At 35.9% G+C, this 17,597-nt stretch carries 15 protein-coding genes and 1 tRNA gene; 6 read left to right on the plus strand and 10 right to left on the minus strand.

The annotated features are described in order from the left end of the window. The 3 genes from VK161_RS12670 to VK161_RS12680 form a co-directional block, all read right to left on the minus strand. On the minus strand, positions 1–4,221 hold a 4,221-nt coding region (locus VK161_RS12670; protein ID WP_324215155.1), incomplete at its 3' end, for a M14 family zinc carboxypeptidase. 304 nt (positions 4,222–4,525) lie between these two features. Next, positions 4,526–4,789 carry a GIY-YIG nuclease family protein gene (locus VK161_RS12675; RefSeq protein WP_324215156.1) on the minus strand — a complete coding sequence of 88 codons (264 nt, stop codon included), beginning with the start codon at positions 4,787–4,789 and terminating at the stop codon, positions 4,526–4,528. 75 nt (positions 4,790–4,864) lie between these two features. Further along, positions 4,865–4,938: transfer RNA gene (locus tag VK161_RS12680), tRNA-Met, on the minus strand. A gap of 208 nt (positions 4,939–5,146) precedes the next feature. Between VK161_RS12680 and VK161_RS12685 the strand changes: the two genes are divergently transcribed. Beyond that, a complete protein-coding gene (locus tag VK161_RS12685) occupies positions 5,147–5,539 on the plus strand; it encodes an START-like domain-containing protein (protein ID WP_324215157.1) in 393 nt (130 codons plus the stop codon). A 48-nt stretch (positions 5,540–5,587) separates the two neighbouring features. Next, positions 5,588–6,418, plus strand: a complete 831-nt coding sequence (locus VK161_RS12690; RefSeq protein ID WP_324215158.1) for an aminotransferase class IV — start codon at positions 5,588–5,590, stop codon at positions 6,416–6,418. On the opposite strand, the gene VK161_RS12695 is transcribed toward VK161_RS12690, so the two are convergent. From VK161_RS12695 to VK161_RS12715, 5 genes are all read right to left on the minus strand, one after another. Beyond that, on the minus strand, positions 6,410–6,970 hold the full coding sequence (locus tag VK161_RS12695) for a YqgE/AlgH family protein (protein ID WP_324215159.1): 561 nt from the start codon (positions 6,968–6,970) through the stop codon (positions 6,410–6,412). The genes VK161_RS12690 and VK161_RS12695 overlap by 9 nt on opposite strands. Positions 6,971–7,082: 112 nt before the next feature. After that, positions 7,083–7,355, minus strand: a complete 273-nt coding sequence (locus VK161_RS12700) for an HU family DNA-binding protein (protein ID WP_236460363.1) — start codon at positions 7,353–7,355, stop codon at positions 7,083–7,085. Between the two features lie 185 nt (positions 7,356–7,540). Next, positions 7,541–8,488, minus strand: a complete 948-nt coding sequence (fmt, locus tag VK161_RS12705) for a methionyl-tRNA formyltransferase (protein WP_324215160.1) — start codon at positions 8,486–8,488, stop codon at positions 7,541–7,543. A 37-nt stretch (positions 8,489–8,525) separates the two neighbouring features. After that, positions 8,526–10,418 (minus strand): ATP-dependent DNA helicase RecQ, encoded by a 1,893-nt coding sequence (locus VK161_RS12710; RefSeq protein WP_324215161.1) that lies wholly within the window; start codon positions 10,416–10,418, stop codon positions 8,526–8,528. 66 nt (positions 10,419–10,484) lie between these two features. Then, on the minus strand, positions 10,485–11,027 hold the full coding sequence (locus VK161_RS12715; protein WP_324215162.1) for an AAA family ATPase: 543 nt from the start codon (positions 11,025–11,027) through the stop codon (positions 10,485–10,487). A gap of 239 nt (positions 11,028–11,266) precedes the next feature. Between VK161_RS12715 and VK161_RS12720 the strand changes: the two genes are divergently transcribed. From VK161_RS12720 to VK161_RS12735, 4 genes are all read left to right on the plus strand, one after another. Next, complete coding sequence (locus VK161_RS12720; RefSeq protein ID WP_324215163.1) at positions 11,267–11,551, plus strand: DUF493 family protein; 285 nt, start codon at positions 11,267–11,269, stop codon at positions 11,549–11,551. Continuing rightward, the gene (locus tag VK161_RS12725) at positions 11,551–12,282 is read left to right on the plus strand and encodes a DUF4290 domain-containing protein (RefSeq protein ID WP_324215164.1); all 732 of its coding nucleotides are present in this window, start codon (positions 11,551–11,553) and stop codon (positions 12,280–12,282) included. Before VK161_RS12720 ends, VK161_RS12725 begins: the two co-directional genes overlap by 1 nt. 87 nt (positions 12,283–12,369) lie before the next feature. After that, the gene (gene murA, locus VK161_RS12730; RefSeq protein ID WP_324215165.1) at positions 12,370–13,680 is read left to right on the plus strand and encodes a UDP-N-acetylglucosamine 1-carboxyvinyltransferase; all 1,311 of its coding nucleotides are present in this window, start codon (positions 12,370–12,372) and stop codon (positions 13,678–13,680) included. A 96-nt stretch (positions 13,681–13,776) separates the two neighbouring features. Continuing rightward, on the plus strand, positions 13,777–14,544 hold the full coding sequence (locus VK161_RS12735) for a sulfite exporter TauE/SafE family protein (RefSeq protein WP_324215166.1): 768 nt from the start codon (positions 13,777–13,779) through the stop codon (positions 14,542–14,544). A 21-nt stretch (positions 14,545–14,565) separates the two neighbouring features. Here VK161_RS12735 and VK161_RS12740 read toward each other — a convergent pair whose 3' ends face one another. Beyond that, complete coding sequence (locus tag VK161_RS12740; protein ID WP_324215167.1) at positions 14,566–14,925, minus strand: hypothetical protein; 360 nt, start codon at positions 14,923–14,925, stop codon at positions 14,566–14,568. A 189-nt stretch (positions 14,926–15,114) separates the two neighbouring features. Then, positions 15,115–17,589 carry a DUF5686 and carboxypeptidase regulatory-like domain-containing protein gene (locus VK161_RS12745; RefSeq protein WP_324215168.1) on the minus strand — a complete coding sequence of 825 codons (2,475 nt, stop codon included), beginning with the start codon at positions 17,587–17,589 and terminating at the stop codon, positions 15,115–15,117. Between the last annotated feature and the right edge of the window lie 8 nt (positions 17,590–17,597).

Below are 17,597 nucleotides of genomic sequence, written 5' to 3' on the forward strand. Positions count from 1 at the left end.
TTGTTGCGTTGAGGTATTTCCGTTACCATCATTGTAAGACCAAGTTACGGTGTAAGTTCCTTGTGTATTGTAAGTTAAAGGATCGTTAGTAGTTGCAGTAATTGTTCCAGCACAGTTATCTGTAGCTGTTGGAGCCGTTACAGAAGCCGAGCATTGTCCCGAAACTGTTGGTAAAGTAGTTACGTTAGCTACTGGAGCAATCGTATCGTCCACAACCACAGTTTGTTGTTGAGTAGAAGTGTTACCGTTACCATCATTATACGTCCAAGTTACAGTATAAGTTCCTTGTGCATTATAGGTTAATGGATTATTAGTTGTTGCAATAATTGTTCCTGCGCAGTTATCCGAAGCTGTTGGAGCTGTTACTGATGCTGAACATTCTCCCGAAACTGTTGGTAAAGTTGTTACGTTAGCCACAGGAGCAATCGTATCGTCCACAACCACAGTTTGTTGTTGCGTTGAAGTATTACCGTTACCATCGTTGTAAGACCAAGTTACTATATAAGTTCCTTGTGTATTGTAAGTTAAAGGATCGTTAGTAGTTGCAGTAATTGTTCCAGCACAGTTATCTGTGGCCGTTGGAGCCGTTACTGATACTGAACATTCTCCCGAAACTGTTGGTAAAGTAGTTACGTTAGCTACTGGAGCAATCGTATCGTCCACAACGACAGTTTGTTGTTGCGTTGAAGTATTTCCGTTACCATCGTTGTACGTCCAAGTTACAGTATAAGTTCCTTGTGCATTATAGGTTAATGGATTATTAGTTGTTGCAGTAATTGTTCCTGCGCAGTTATCCGTAGCAGTTGGAGCAGTCACCGAAGCCGAACATTGTCCCGAAACTGTTGGTAAAGTCGTTACGTTAGCTACTGGAGCAATCGTATCGTCCACAACCACAGTTTGTTGTTGCGTTGAAGTATTACCGTTACCATCATTGTACGTCCAAGTTACTGTATAAGATCCTTGTGTATTGTAGGTTAATGGATTGTTAGTTGTTCCAGTAATTGTTCCTGCGCAGTTATCCGTAGCAGTTGGAGCAGTCACCGAAGCCGAACATTGTCCAGTTACAGTTGGTAAAGTCGTTACGTTAGCCACAGGAGCAATAGTATCGTCCACTACAACGGTTTGATTTTGATTGAAAAAATTCCCGTTACCATCATTATACGTCCAAGTTACAGTGTAAGTTCCTTGTGTATTGTAGGTTAATGGATTATTAGTTGTTGCAGTAATTGTTCCTGCGCAGTTATCCGTAGCCGTTGGAGCAGTCACCGAAGCCGAACATTGTCCAGTTACAGTTGGTAAAGTAGTAACATTTGGTACTGGAGCTATAGTGTCGGAGATAATGACTAATTGATTTTGAGTAAAAGTATTTCCATTACCATCATTATACGTCCACGTAACTGTATGAGTTCCTTGTGTCGTATAAGTGAGCGGATTGTTAGTTGTACCTGTAATTGTTCCAACACAGTTGTCGTTGGCCGTTGGAGTAGAAGATACAGTAGCCGAACATTGTCCAGTTACATTTGGTAATGATGGAGCTACAGGAACTGGTGCTGTGGTATCATCAACAATAACGGTTTGGTTTTGAGTTACAATGTTTCCATTGTTATCGTTGTACGTCCATGTAATGTTGAATGTTCCTTGAGTGTTGTATGTCAACGGACTTGGAGTTGTTCCTGTAATAGTTCCTACACAGTTGCTAGTAGCGGTTGGAGGTGTAACAGTTACCGAACATTGACCAGTTGCATTTGGTAAAGAACTTACATTTGGAACTGGAGGTAAACAATTAGTAGTAATTGTAAATGTACGTGCCGATGATGTAGTTGAGTTACACGTATTGAATACTGTAACGTTTGCTGTTCCGGCTGTTGCAACATCACCAGCAGTGATAGCGGCAGTTAGCTGAGTTGGACTAACAAAAGTAGTTGTTCTGTTCGAACCATTCCATCGTACGATTGATTCTCCATTTACAAAGTTGGTTCCGTTTACAGTTAACGTAAAAGCACCTGAACCAGCTAGTGCTGAAGTTGGGTTTACAGAGTCGTTGGTTGGATTTGGTTTTACAGTTACCACAACTTCATCTCTGTTGCTTTTTTGTGGACCAAATTTCCAGTTAAAGAATTGGAAGAAAGTTCCTGTACCACTATTTCCTGTGATGGTTACTGTTCCATTAGTATATGGATAGGTAATTCCTGTAGTGGCGCGGGTTAAATTTATCGTGCCTGTTATTCCGGCGTTACTTATTTCTCTCGAAACCAATCGTAAGCCATTTTGTGCTGGTAAAAAGAAATCCAATTCGACGTCTTGAGCTCCAGTAGATGATAAACGAACTACTTTAGATTCAAGCATCACGCCCGAACTATTTTGTAATTCAATCAATAATTGACCTGCTATAGTAGCCGAGATTAAAACGGATTTTAATTTAGTTGGAGCAGTACAATTAAAAATTAAATAGCGATTGGCTATAGTAGTATTCGCTACGCCTGTTCCCGATACAGTGGCTGGACCCACATTGGCAGGAGTGACTTCTCTTTCTACCCAATACGATCTGTTTGATGTTAATACAGGTGTTGTATAAGAAGCATTTGTTGCTAATGGAGTAGTTGCATTTACGCTGTCGTACCATCTTATTGTTCCTGTTCCAGTGGCTGATAAAGCAGCAGTTTGTCCGGTACAAATAGTAGCATCATTAGCAGTCGGAACCGAGGTTGTCGGAACCATAGTCACGTTTAAAGTCGTTGTTGCATTATTGGTTAATGTCACCGAAATGGTTTGTGAAACATAACCTGGCGCTTCAAATATTACATCATAAGTTCCAGCAATTTGTACTTTATGATAATCGCCTTTTGTAGGTGAAGTTTCTACCCATGATCCAAAATTATCAAAGGTTCCACCAATATATACTTTAGCATGAATTGGATTACCCGATTGATCAGTTACCACTCCGTGTAATCCATAACTGGCTTGTTTAACATAGTTAAGTAAAGCTTGTCTGTTTCGTGTCCAGAAGAAAGGTAAGTTAGCAGCGGCAGGAGTTTTAAGATCAGAAATTTCGATTGTAACTTCTTTATTGTGTTCAAAATAATTACTAGCATCTTGTCTTCCACCATATACTGAATACCAAGCGGCTCCATTGGTTGTTCCTGGAAATTGACCAGTATTGTACACGGCATCCATATAGTTTAAGTTTCCATCGGCGGTTTGACACAATTGTGCATACTCAATTGAAACAAATTTAAAATAGTTGTCGTGTGGATGGTAACTAAAATTCCCTGTTCCAGGTGTGTAAGAAGTATCTAAAGGAAAGTTTACTACTTCAGTTCCACCATGGTAGTTTGCTGATAAAACAAAATTTCTAGTGGCTTGAAAATTCAAAAACGCATTTGTTTCTGTTTGATAATCAAGTCCATCATCGTGTAAACCTCCGATCGCATCAGGATAATTACGGTTCAAATCCACACCGGCTGCATTTCCTCTCGTTGGAGTATTAGCAGCTCCACCAGGATTGTATATGTCATTACCAGCAGTTTTATATGAACCATCAGGATTAGCAAGTGGATTGATGTATAATTCAGTTCCATTAACTAAATTAGTTACCTCAGATAAAGAACCATAGTTGGTTAAAAGATAATCAATGAAACGCAACATAGTTGGATAACCCGTAATCTCATCACCGTGCATCGATGAGGTGTAAAAGAATTCAGGTTCAGTTTCGTCAGAACTTGCGTTATCAGAAATTTTTAAAACGTACAAAGCTCTACCGTTTGGAGTAGCACCAATATTTTGTAATGTACATAAACTTGGGTAAGTGGCTGCCCAATATTGCATTTTGGCAACATATTCAGAATATCTTGGATATGCGTCCCAAGTAGTATCCCAAGCATTTACAGCCTGAGTACTATAATTTGAAGTAATATCTACTGGAATTTCGTTGTCTTCTTGAGTTACTTTATAGGACAATCCATAAGACAAAAATCGTTGAAACTGATCTTTGTTAGCATACGCTTCCACTTCTAAGAGGTTTTCGTCTACATGTTTATGACTGACGGAAACTACTCTGCTCAGTTCGATGAATTGTTCTTTACTATTGGCTTTAAAGGTTAGTATGACTTCACCTTTTTCGCGCAAGTAGTACATGGCTTTTTCGTAGGAACTATCTTTTTGAGCATAGGAAATGCTAGAAAATAGGATAGTTAGAAACAGAATTAGGGTAATTTTTTTCATTTTTCTAGGGTTTTTGAAAGGCAAACCTAAATAATACTTAATTTCTGACAAAATATTTTATCGATAAAATACATATATAATCGATAAAATACATTTTAAAATAATAAATGAAAATAAATACTTACAAAATTAATTTTTTTAAAAAGTAGTTTAATGCTTATTTGAAGTAGGATTTAATAAATGAAATTGTGAAGAAAATGGAATTGACAATAATAAAAAATCCCAATCATTCAAATGATTGGGATTTACTTTTTTGGCTATTGCCTCTTGTTGTAGAGAGAGGGAGATTTGAACTCCCGTCTGCCTAGGCGGATATGAATCCTGTGCTTTTCAAATCAGAAATAAATTTTCTGCCATGTCCAGATTTGAGCCATTTTTCTCTAAGTATAGCTTGATTTTTATTTTGATAAACTTCTAAGTAAACAACTTCCCATGGTCTAAATCGTAGAGTATATCCAGATTTTGCTAATTCATTGTGACTTTTAAAACGCTCAATTAAAGAGGATGTATATCCAACGTATGTTCTATCAAATTTTTTAGAGTATAAAATATAAACAATAAATTCCATAAAACTAAGGTAAAAAAAATCCCAAACACGAAAGTGGATGGGATTTATTGTCCATTTGGCTATTGCCTCTTGTTGTAGCGAGAGGGAGATTTGAACTCCCGACCTCAGGGTTATGAATCCTGCGCTCTAACCGACTGAGCTACCTCGCCTTCTAATTTAAGAACTCCTGTCCGCCTGGGCGGATATGAATCCTGCTTCGCCGCGGCGAATACCTCGCCATAGTCGGTGCATCCTTGAATGCGGGTGCAAATATAAGACTAATATCACACGTTCCAAATATTAAAAGGAAAAAAAATATTTTTTTTATACTTGTTATTTTATAAATAAATATTATATATTTCGACCAAATTAATGATTATGTCAGAAAAAATACGTTACGAAATAGAATTCCCCATAAACTCTTCGCCTCAATTGTTGTATCAATACATTTCAACTCCTTCAGGTTTGCAAGAATGGTTTGCTGATACGGTGAATTCAAGAGGTGAGTTTTTCACTTTCGAATGGGATGATACAGAAGAAAATGCTCGTTTAGCATCCAAGAAAACAGGAGAAAAAGTAAAATTCAAATGGGTGGATGAAAATAAAAAAGACACCGAATATTTTTTCGAATTGCGAATTTTAGAAGACGAAATTACCAAAGATGTGTCCTTAATGATTACTGATTTTGCTGAAAAAGATGAAGTGGAAGAGTCCAAAATGTTGTGGGAAAATCAAGTGTCCGAACTAAAACATGTGATAGGTTCTATTTAAACTCCTTTTTTCAAACTATATTTGTCCCGATTTTAATCGGGATTTTTTATGATAAATTGTAACGGACAAATTGTGAATGAGGAAACTGTTTTGACTACTTCAAACAGAGGTTTTTTGTATGGTGATGCGGTTTTTGAAACCTGTAAAGTAGTCAACAAAAAGGTGCTTTTCTTTGAAGATCATTATTTTAGATTGATGTCGTCTATGCGAATTGTGAGAATGAAAATTCCCATGAACTTCACCTTGGAATTTTTAGAAAGTGAAATCCTGTCGTTAGTAGAGGCAATTGAAGTTTCAAATGCTAGGATACGGATCACTGTGTACAGAAATGATGGCGGGTTGTACCTACCAAAAGACAATTCGGTATCTTATACTATTACGGCAAATCCAATTCAAATTTCTGCTTATGTAATTGGAAACCAACCGTATGAAGTGGATTTGTATAAAGATTTTTATGTCAGTAAACAGTTATTATCATCTATAAAGACAACTAACCGGATGATAAATATTACGGGTAGTGTATTTGCGCAAGAAAATGATTTGCAGAATTGTCTTCTTTTGAATGATGACAAAAATGTAGTAGAAGCTTTAAATGGAAATCTTTTTATGTTGAACAATACGACGCTCATCACTCCACCAGTTTCTGATGGCTGTTTGAATGGTGTAATGCGAAAACAAATTCTTTCGTTGGCCAAAAAAATAGAAGGAATTGCAGTAGTGGAACAATCCATTTCAGCATTTGAACTGCAAAAAGCAGATGAATTATTCATTACCAATGTAATTTCCGGAATTCAACCAATAACCAAGTACAGAAAAAAAGAATACGCAACTGCTTTTTCACAGCAATTGATAGAAAAGCTGAATGAAAGTTTAGTTTAGAATTGGGTTTTCAGGAGCATTCGACCAAATGATGTATTCGCCACCTAACTCCATTATTTTTTCTTTCCAAAATTCGATACTAGGTGTTTTTAGTATCTGATTTTTGAAATTGTTTTTGGTTAATATCCACGAATTCGCTTCCACTTCTTCATCCAATTGATTGGTGGTCCAACCAGAATAGCCTAAGAAAAAGCGTATGTTGTCTTTGTGAACAGAACCGCTATTGATTAATTGCTTGGTAACTTCAAAATCGCCACCCCAATAAATTCCATCAGAAATTTCAATGCTATCAGTGATTAGTTCTGGAATAGTATGAATAAAATATAAATTATCTTGTTCTACTGGTCCACCATTGTATACAATGAATGAAGCTTCTACATCGGGAATCAAATCATTAACAGTGAAATCTAAGGGTTTATTCAGTATGAATCCAACCGAGCCACTATCGTTATGGTCTGCTAATAATATTACCGATCGGCTGAATGATACATCTCCTATAACTGAGGGTTCAGCTAAAAGAAGTAGTCCTTTTTTAATTGAATCTTTTGTCATAATCAGCTTTAATTTTTAATAAAATTACTAATTTTTTATTAACTATGCTACATAATAAAAAAAATCATCCCGAACAATCGGGATGATTTAATTATAATAGATATAAACTAAATTAGTTTACTGAACCATCTAAATCAGCACCTGCTTTAAATTTAACTACATTTTTAGCAGCGATTTTGATTGTTTTTCCAGTTTGAGGGTTTCTTCCATCTCTAGCCGCTCTTTTAGAAACTGACCAAGATCCGAAACCTACTAATGAAACTCTACCACCTTTTTTCAAAGTTTTTCCTACGTTTCCTAAAAATGATTCTAAAGCTAATTTTGCAGCAGCTTTTGTAATTCCTGCGTCAGCAGCAATAGCATCGATTAATTCTGATTTGTTCATAATAAATAGTTATTAATTGTTGGTTAAACATTTTTTTTGTTAATCATAACAAATTTAATAGAAAAAACAGACTGCACAAGCGCTAAGCGCGTTTTTTGACATTTTTGTTGATAACTCTGCGCATTTGTTGATAAACAAGCCAATTTGCATTCAAAAAAGGCAGCAATCGTACTGTTTATATAGGTTTATAGCGCTTTTGCATTGTCAGAAAATGAAATTCCGTTGAGTAATTCAGCCGCACTCATTCGTTTTTTTCCTGGAAATTGTAAACTAATCAAGTTGATGAAGCCATTTTTAACTGCAATTTTCATCTCTTTTTTAGTTGATAGTAGACTTCCGATACCGTAATTGTGGCTTTCCGAGGATAATGATGCTTCGTAAATTTTTACATTCCATTCTTGTTGGCCATCTTTAATATAACACCAAGCACTCGGATAGGGTGATAATCCTCTGATAAGATTGTAAATTTCTTCTCCCGATTTTTCGAAATCAATTTTACAATTCTCTTTATTGAGTTTGTAGGCAGTTTTAATGTTAGGGTTATCGGTTTGAATGTGTGTGGCAACGTCTCCTTTTTCAATGAGTTGTAGCGTTTCTACGACTGTCCCACAGCCTAATTCCATCAAACGATCGTGTAAACTTCCAGCATTTTCATTTGAACCAATTTCGATTTCCTTGCTCAAAATCATCGCTCCAGTATCAATCTTATCATCAATAAAAAAAGTTGTAACACCTGTTTTAGTTTCTCCGTTAATAATCGCCCAATTGATTGGAGCTGCTCCGCGATAGTTGGGCAACAATGAAGCATGTAAATTGAATGTTCCGTATTTGGTCATTCTCCAAACTACTTCGGGCAACATTCTGAAGGCAACCACAACTTGCACATTCGCGTTCAATGCTTTTAATTCACTCAGGAAATTTTCATCTTTCAAGTTGGTTGGCTGCAGTAATGTTAGGTTGTGTTCCAAAGCATATTCTTTTACGGCCGAATATTTAATTTTCTGACCACGACCTGCCGGTTTATCGGCAGCGGTGATAACTCCAACCACTTCAAAATTGTTTTTTACAATCGTATTTAAAATTCCAACTGCAAATTCGGGCGTGCCCATAAAAATGATGCGTAATTTTTCCATGCTATTATTTGGTTCTGAATTGTGTTCCGCTTCAGTATTATTTTTTTAAAGAATATAAATTATTCAGATTTACTACAACCTTATTGTTCTCAAGTAAATTTTGAAGTGCAAATATAATATCGTCTTGAGGATATTTCAGAAGTTTTTGAATATCTCTCGAATTTAAATCTTGTTTTCCCAAAACGGATAGAATTTTTTCTTCCACCGATTTGTTTTCCCTGTTCTTATTCAATGTGATGCAATACGAACAAATGCCACAAGGCTCTTTTTTGGTTTCCCCGAAATACTCCAGTAGAAGTTTACTTTTGCACTGATTTTGCTCCTTTATATAATAGAGTACACTTTGAAACTGATTTTTTTTCAGCTGATTTTGATTTTCTAAGTATTTCGAAACTCGGTTAATTGTCTTTTCATCTTCGCGTACCTCATTGAAAGTTACGGTCGAATCATTGTTTTTAGCCACATAATCAATAATTTCTTTTTCTTTTAGATTTTGAAACAACTGCTCTATTTTTTTTTCGTCAGCATTTGATTTTTTTGCTATCAACGATAGATTTACAGTTGTCGGCATTTCGTAAACTCCGGGATAGGTTCTCAAAATGGTCATAATAATCTCTTCATCGTTGGGATTCAAACTCATGTACCGAATTACTTCTTTCGACGGAATTACAAATTGAATGGAAATCTTTTCGGAGAATTCCTGAGATAAAGTGATCACTCCTTGTCGGTCTAAAAACAACAACGCATTGTAGGTTTTTAAAGCCGGAAAATTATATTTCAGGCAAAACTGATTAATATTGAAATTGAATTGTTCATCGATTCCTTCACCGTAAGCAATTTGAAAAAAAGAACATAACTTTTTAAAGACCTGAATCAGGAATTCTTTATCAGGTAAAACCGAAATGAATTGCGATTCCGATTGTTTGGCATCCGATGGATTGACTAGAAGAACCGCAAATGCTTTTTCACCGTTTCGTCCGGCGCGACCTGCTTCTTGATAGTAATTTTCTATGTTTTGTGGCAAATGCAGATGAATCACTGTTTTTACATTGGCTTTATCAATTCCCATTCCAAAGGCATTGGTGGCAACCATTGTTTGTACTTTTTCGTCCATCCACAATTTCATGTGGTTTTCTTTGTCTTTTGATGTTAATCCGCCATGGTAAAATGTAGCCGAAAAGCCTAAACTTTCCAATTGTTTTACAGTTTCACTGCACGCCTTTCTATTATTGACATAAATGATGGACGGTTGCGGATTTTTCTTCAGAATTTGTTCAATTAAGAATAGTTTGTCTTCTACTTCAAAAACCATATACGCCAGATTGTCTCGGGCAAATGATTTGGTAAAAAATTGGGGTTCTTTCAATTGAAGCTGAACCACAATATCGTCTTGAACTCTTTGGGTTGCCGAAGCAGTTAATGCAATAAACGGAACTTTAGGAAAGTATTCTTTTAGCTTTACAATTTTCAAATACGCAGGTCGAAAATCGTGTCCCCATTGCGATACACAATGCGCTTCGTCTATGGCAATTAAATTAACAGGTAAATTTTTAATTCGGTCAACAATCCAATCGTTTTGAAGTCGTTCTGGTGAAAGGTATAAGAATTTATAGTTGCCAAATTGACAATTGTCTAAAATATCAATAATGTCGTTTTCGTAAATTCCGCCCGTTAAAGCAACCGCTTTGATACCTTTGTTTTGAAGATTTTGTACTTGGTCTCTCATAAGTGCAACCAATGGTGAAATGACAATACAAATGCCTTGCATCATCAATGCCGGAACTTGAAAACAAATTGATTTTCCGCCGCCTGTGGGTAGTAATCCAAAGGTGTCATTTCCTGCTACAACCGATGCGATGATTTGTTCTTGTGGCGTTCTAAACGCATCGTGATTCCAGTATTTTTTTAAGATTTCTACTGCGGATGACATGATAATAGTGGACTAGGCGTTGATTTTGAAAGTATAAATATATAAAAAAATATACAATTGCCTTTTTTATGCCTTTTCCAGTTCAGAGAAGATGAATTGAATGCGTTCGTTTACAGTTCCTTTCGGAACTTCAATTAATTGATAACCGTATTTTTGATAGGTTTCTTTTAAATGCTCAAAGATGAGTTTTGCTTGTTCAAAATTTTCGTAACGTGCCTCGTCACTTTCGTAAATTTCTTCCCAAGGCGGTAAAACGAATATTTTTGAATAAATGTGTTCTTTACAAGCTAAATCAAAAAAAGAGGGATAACTATCGCCAATGTAATGCATGTACGCCAAAATATCGGGAATACCACGATCGAGAAAAATGGTGTTTGAAGTTTCTTCGGTAGCCGAATAGTATTGCTTTTTTCTGCCTTCCAAAAGGAGTTCGCTGAATAAAAGTGGTTTTTCAAGAAACAATTGTTCGATGCCTTGTTTTTTGGCTTCCATGGTTACTTGGCGCGAAATTTCGGGATAACACGTGTGTCCTTGTTCAATCAATTGATTGATAATAGTAGTTTTCCCTGTTCCTGGCCCGCCAGTAATAACAATAATTTCTTTTTTCAACGTTGTAGAAATAAAGGCGCAAATTTATTGAATTGTTTTAGATAATTGAACGGGTTTTAGAAATTTTATTTTAGTGTACGACAACGACTTTTTAGCCCCAATAGCAGCGGCACGAAGTAAAGCGGATAGCGGGAAAATGGATTCAAAGAAAGCCCAAGCCGTTCGCTCCAAAAAATCTAACTTCTAAATTCCGACTTCTAATATGTAAATTGTATATTTGCCTTTATTTTATTTTAGGAATGGACAAAAAAACAGAGGATTTTTACAACAGACTTCGCGAAGAATTACAAAATACTTCCGAATGGCCCAACGAATACTTATTTAAATTTATCGTGCCTTCTGAACCCAAAAAAATTGAAGAAGTTGAAAATGCTTTTGATAATTTGGGTGCGGTAATACATACGAATCAATCTAAAACAGGAAAATACACTAGTGTTTCGGTAAATGTCATGATGGAATCTCCAGATGACGTGGTTCAAAAATACCTTGATGTATCTACTATTGAAGGGATAATATCACTCTAATGAATCAACAAAAATATTATAAAGAAAACGCCAACGATGTGGTACACTTTTTAGAGTACAATGCCGAGCGTCCGCATTTGATCATTCCGGAATACGGAAGACATTTGCAAAAATTAATCGATCAAGCTACTTTTATTAAAGATAGAGAAGAGCGCAACAAAGCGGCCAAATACATCATTCAAGTAATGGGGAGTTTGAATCCGCATTTGCGTGATGTACCCGATTTTCAGCACAAATTATGGGATCAGATTTTCATCATGTCCGATTTTAGATTGGATGTTGATTCACCTTACCCAATTCCAACGCGCGAAGTAATTAATCTAAAACCCGAGCGTTTGGATTATCCTCAAAAGAATCCGAAATACCGATTTTATGGCAACAACATCAAATACATGATTAATGTGGCCAACAGTTGGGAAGAAGGTGAAATGAAAAGTGCTTTGGTTAAAGTGATTGCTAATCACATGAAGAAATCGTACTTGAGTTGGAACAAAGATACCGTAGAAGATGTAGTGATATTTGAGCATTTATACGAACTTTCAGATGGACGAATTAATTTGTTGCAAAGTTCAGAAGAGTTGCTCAATACTACCGATTTGATGCGAACCAACAAAAAAGTATCCAACAAAAGTCAGGTTGGCAACGGTCAAAAAATTCAGAAATCCAATAATTTCAAAAAGCCACAAAATGGTAAAAAGCCGTTTGTGAAAAATAACAATAATCAAAAATAGTAGTAAAGTTTCAAAGTTGCAGAGTATCAAAGTTCATGCTTATTGACTCTGCCACTTTGCCACTTTGCGACTTTGCAACATAAAGATATGGGAACTTTTAAAATTGAAGGAGGCATTCGTCTTAAAGGAGATGTTACACCACAAGGAGCCAAAAATGAAGCATTGCAGGTTTTATGTCCGGCTTTGCTAACATCAGAAAAAGTTAGAGTTACAAACATTCCTGATATTATTGATGTAAATAAATTAATTACATTACTAGGAAATTTGGGCGTTAAAATCCAGAAAAACGGTCCGGGCGATTATACTTTTCAAGCCGATGAGGTGAATGTGGATTACTTGAAAACGGAAGCTTTCAAAAAAGAAGGTGGAAGTTTGCGGGGTTCAATTATGATTGTAGGTCCGCTTTTAGCCCGTTTTGGCTGTGGATACATTCCGAAACCCGGAGGCGATAAAATTGGTCGACGCAGATTGGATACGCACTTTGAAGGGTTCATCAACTTAGGTGCAAAATTCCGTTACGAAAGAGAAGATCACTTTTATGGTGTTGAAAATGAAGGCCGATTAAAAGGAGCGTACATGTTGTTGGACGAAGCTTCTGTTACTGGTACAGCCAACATTGTCATGGCAGCAGTTTTAGCGGAAGGAACTACAACCATATATAATGCTGCTTGCGAACCGTATTTGCAACAATTGTGTAAAATGTTGAACTCAATGGGAGCCAAAATCACGGGTGTTGGTTCGAATTTATTGACGATTGAAGGTGTAGAAAGTTTAGGTGGATGCGAACACCGGATTCTTCCTGATATGATTGAAATTGGTTCGTGGATTGGCTTGGCGGCAATGACTCGAAGCGAAATCACGATCAAAAATGTGTCTTGGGATAATTTAGGTGTGATTCCGAATGTGTTTAGAAAACTCGGAATTACTTTAGAACGAAGAGGTGACGATATTTACATTCCCACTCATGAAAATGGGTACGAAGTAAAAACCGATATCGATGGTTCTATTTTAACCATTGCAGATGCGCCTTGGCCAGGATTTACACCCGATTTATTGAGTATCGTTTTGGTGGTGGCAACCCAAGCTAATGGTGACGTGTTGATTCACCAAAAAATGTTCGAAAGCCGTTTGTTCTTTGTGGATAAACTAATTGATATGGGAGCCAAAATCATGTTGTGTGATCCACACAGAGCCGTTGTTATGGGACATAATTTCCAATCACAATTGAAAGCCACTGTGATGAGTTCGCCCGATATTAGAGCGGGAATTTCATTGTTAATTGCTGCGCTTTCGGCCAAGGGAACTTCTACCATTCAAAACATCGAGCAAATTGACCGCGGTTACGAACGAATTGACGAGCGTTTAAGAGCATTAGGAGCTAATATTGTAAGAGTATAAAAACAATTTTATTTTTTTAAAACCATTAAGGTATTAAGATGATTAAGAAAAACTTAATGAAACTTAATACCTTAATGGTTTTTATACTTTAAATTCATGGAAACCTACATCATAATCCTACTTTGTATCGCTTCTTTTTTTGCAGGTTTTGTTGATGCAATTGTAGGTGGCGGCGGACTCATTCAAACTCCGGTGGCTTTGATCTTATTACCAAATGTTGCCGTTTCTTCAATTATCGGTTCACTTAAAATTCCGGCTTTCAGCGGAACTTCTTTTGCTGCACGCCAGTATTTGAAAAAAGTAGATATGAATTGGAAGTTGCTTTCGATGATGGCAGTTGTTTCTTTTTGTGCTGCTTTTTTGGGTTCGCAGGTGTTAACAATGGTTAGTAATGATTTTATGAAACCGTTGCTTTTGTTGGTTCTGACTTTAATCGCCATTTATACGTTTACTAAAAAAGATTTCGGGCAACACCAAGACAAAAATTTTTCCTCAAGAAAGCAATTGGTTTTAGCGCTATTAATTAGTGTAATTATTGGTTTTTACGACGGATTCATAGGTCCGGGAACCGGAAGTTTCCTCGTTTTGGCTTTTGTCTCTGTTTTGGGATTTGATTTTCTTCATGCTTCCGCGAATGCCAAAATGGTCAACTTAGCCACTAATTTTGGTTCGATTTGCTTATTCGTTTTGAAAGGAAAAATCATATGGATTATTGCTATTCCGATGGCGATTTGTAATGCTTTAGGCGGATTTCTCGGAGCCAAGTTAGCCATAAAAAAAGGAAATGGTTTTATTCGGATTTTCTTTTTGATAGTGGTTATCGGAACATTGATTCGATTTGGTTATGATGTGTTTTTTAAATAGAGTTTCACGTTTTTTGATTTGCTATTTCCACTCCGAATACATCACATTTCCATCAATTGTTAAATAAGTAATGTGTTTACACGAAGTTCCTAATGGAGCCAAAGGTGTCCAACATTTAGCGTAATTCAATACTACTTTTTTACCAACAAAATCGTTTTTAGCTTTTTGTAAATCAAATCCGTTTTCCAAACCTCGGTTGATGTAATAGGATGTTTTGTCATCCTTTAATTTAAATACTAAATCCTTTACACCACCTTCATACACTTTTGTGACTGTACCAATTACTACTACACTGTTTTCTTTTGAAGTGTCGATGGGTCGTAACGCCAGAATTATAAATCCAATTACAATAAATGCAAGAAAGTAATGAATTTTTTTCATAAAACTGGATTTTGAAATACGGAGGTTAATTATTTTACCACGAATACACGAATTTTATTCTTTATATCTCTAAAATTAATATCGTCAAAGACTATTTATTTGAATGTGTTCGAATTGTTTAAAAGTAGTATTCGTGAATTCGTGGCAACTCAAATATTCTGAAAGAAAAACGTGGTTCTGACGTATTTATTATTCAATCACATTCAAAAATTTCAATCCAAAAATAATAGCATCACCTTGATAACCATTTTGATACGAACGCACATAGTCAACTCTAAGTAGTCGGAATTTGCCATAACCTAAATTATCCAATCCAATAGAAAACTCTTGATACGGTTGTTGATTAGGAAGGGATAAATTGTGAAAACCTAAAACCAATTGTGATTGCAGTTTGTTGAGCAACGGAATCTTATTCATCAAATACCCTTTGTCGTTGTGCTCAATATGAGTTTCAAAAAAGCTATCGTTGGTACTCAATTGATAATAGGGCAAATTGTTGAACACATTAGTGTAACTATCACCGCTAGCCACATGCGTTTGGTTTCCGTTAAAATGTTTGTAATCAGTAAAAGCTATGTTTTCGGCATTAAAAAATTTGCCTGTTCTGAAGTTCATTTTCATTTCGCCCTTGTTACCAATTGACATATCGTGTGTTACTCTCGCCGATACAAAATCGTATTCGTATTTCTTATCAGTCGCTGCGAATGTTTTTTCATAACCCAAAGAGAGCGTTGGATATTTGTTGTTTCTCAAACTGAACTTTCCATCGGGACGCGTCCAGTATTGTTGACCAAAAAGAATACGCGTGGTTACACTTCCTTTTACTAAATTGTGTTTTTCAAAAGCGGGAGTTACAAAATCAAAAGGCAATAACGGATTGTTGGAAGTGTATTCGTCTTCCGATTTTACCGAACGTTGATCGGTTGTATTCCACAGCGGTTTGCGTTCTGAATATTCCATTCCTAAATTCAAATTCAAACCATTAATGACTTCTCTTCCAAAATTGATCGATACAAAGTTTTTTTCGTATAATTTCATGAAGTTGTTTACAAAAAACAAACTGCTAATACTGTTTATATTTTTCGAAATAGGATTGCTAGAATTGAATTGATTGACCGAACTTCCTCCGAAAATACTCAGTGTACTATCGTCAATGTTGTTGAATTTTCGAGTATAACTGGCTGTTGCACGCACTTTATCTTCAGAAAAGCCATAGTTGATGCGAGTGCCAATACTCGTATACGTGCGTTTTTCTTCATTATTGGTAAAATAGGAAAAACCAATTGATGAATTCCAGCCCTGAACCGTATTGAACGATGTGCTGAACAACGGACCATTGTAGTTGAAGAATTGTTTTTTATATGAATTGTTGTAGCTGTAACCGTTGATGATGTCAAAAAAGCGGAATTTATTCCGTATAGCATCAATAGAGTCGAGATAGACTTTCGATTTCTTTTTGGTTTGAAGAGCGTCTTTTTTCAAATAATCAGTAGTTTCTTCATTGGTCAAAGGAACAGGTCGAATGGTTTCCCAAAATGCATCTTCTTTTTTATTGGCATTTTCTTCAAATTTCAAAACTTCTGCCGTAAATGTTTTCTTTTCAAATTGGGGTTCAAACTCAAAATTAGAATATACGTAAGTAAATTTTCCTGACATATTAATTCCGAAAATCCCTGCTTCAAAATCAATGGTTTGTGTATTTTTGGCCCAAATTCGAGTTAAATTATTATAGCTGAAGTTTTGTTTCAATGTGAGTTTGTTCAAGGCTGGGTTTGACATTTGACCTCCATTAATAGACAAATCGACTGCGTAAATGGCGTAGGAATCATCGACAATATAGATGTAACCGTTCATCGCTGGTTCACTGTCGCGTCTCGGAATCACTTTAATTTTATTGATGAGTTTGTTGTTTTCATCAGTAAACGAACCTTCAAATTTGTATTTGTAATAATTGAAGGCATTATCAGCAATTGGAGAAATTACTTTTACATCAAAATCGAGGTAATTTTCATAAAAATCAAAATTGGCTTGTGCGGCGTTGTTGAAACTGAAGCCATTGTCGTTTCCACTGACTTTTGAAGCTACGATTACTTCTTTTAGTTTGTCTGGTTTTTGAAAAGTGATTTTGGAAACGGTTTCGGATAAGTACAAAATTCCGCTTCGAGTAGAATCGATTACATCATCAAAAAAATCCAATTTCTGACCCAAAATAGTTTTAGGAAGATTTTTTACTCTAAAAATTCCACGTGAATAAAAATCAGCCTTGTATTTTGCTGTTTTTTCTGAGTTTTCTTTTCGGTTCTTGATGGCGTTACGAATCATTTCATCGGCTGGATTCACCTTCGGGTCAATGATGACCTCTTTGAGGTTAATTTCTTCTTCTACTAAAGTCACGTCAACACTTTGTGGAAAACTTTGAGCTTCAATTACCTTTTTTTCGGTCTTGTATCCTAAATATTGAAAAAGAACTACATAAGTTCCTGGTGTTTTTACATTCAATTCAAACCGACCTTGATCATTAGAAGTGGTGCTGATGTATGTGTTTTGAACATAAATATTTACAAAAGCCATTGGGTTTCCTTTGTCGTCAGAAACAATTCCTTTGATTTGTGAAAAAGAAAAAAATGAAGTCAATAAAAAGAGTAGTGTTGTAATTTTTTTCATGGAATAGA

This window comes from Flavobacterium sp. (assembly GCF_035299245.1).
Lineage (GTDB): Bacteria > Bacteroidota > Bacteroidia > Flavobacteriales > Flavobacteriaceae > Flavobacterium.

Bases quoted from the DNA above. Each gene is read 5' to 3' on its own strand.
- VK161_RS12675 (WP_324215156.1), bottom strand. From the start codon at position 4,789: ATGGAATTTATTGTTTATATTTTATACTCTAAAAAATTTGATAGAACA.
- VK161_RS12685 (WP_324215157.1), top strand. From the start codon at position 5,147: ATGTCAGAAAAAATACGTTACGAAATAGAATTCCCCATAAACTCTTCG.
- VK161_RS12690 (WP_324215158.1), top strand. From the start codon at position 5,588: ATGATAAATTGTAACGGACAAATTGTGAATGAGGAAACTGTTTTGACT.
- VK161_RS12695 (WP_324215159.1), bottom strand. From the start codon at position 6,970: ATGACAAAAGATTCAATTAAAAAAGGACTACTTCTTTTAGCTGAACCC.
- VK161_RS12700 (WP_236460363.1), bottom strand. From the start codon at position 7,355: ATGAACAAATCAGAATTAATCGATGCTATTGCTGCTGACGCAGGAATT.
- fmt (WP_324215160.1), bottom strand. From the start codon at position 8,488: ATGGAAAAATTACGCATCATTTTTATGGGCACGCCCGAATTTGCAGTT.
- VK161_RS12710 (WP_324215161.1), bottom strand. From the start codon at position 10,418: ATGTCATCCGCAGTAGAAATCTTAAAAAAATACTGGAATCACGATGCG.
- VK161_RS12720 (WP_324215163.1), top strand. From the start codon at position 11,267: ATGGACAAAAAAACAGAGGATTTTTACAACAGACTTCGCGAAGAATTA.
- VK161_RS12725 (WP_324215164.1), top strand. From the start codon at position 11,551: ATGAATCAACAAAAATATTATAAAGAAAACGCCAACGATGTGGTACAC.
- murA (WP_324215165.1), top strand. From the start codon at position 12,370: ATGGGAACTTTTAAAATTGAAGGAGGCATTCGTCTTAAAGGAGATGTT.
- VK161_RS12735 (WP_324215166.1), top strand. From the start codon at position 13,777: ATGGAAACCTACATCATAATCCTACTTTGTATCGCTTCTTTTTTTGCA.
- VK161_RS12740 (WP_324215167.1), bottom strand. From the start codon at position 14,925: ATGAAAAAAATTCATTACTTTCTTGCATTTATTGTAATTGGATTTATA.
- VK161_RS12745 (WP_324215168.1), bottom strand. From the start codon at position 17,589: ATGAAAAAAATTACAACACTACTCTTTTTATTGACTTCATTTTTTTCT.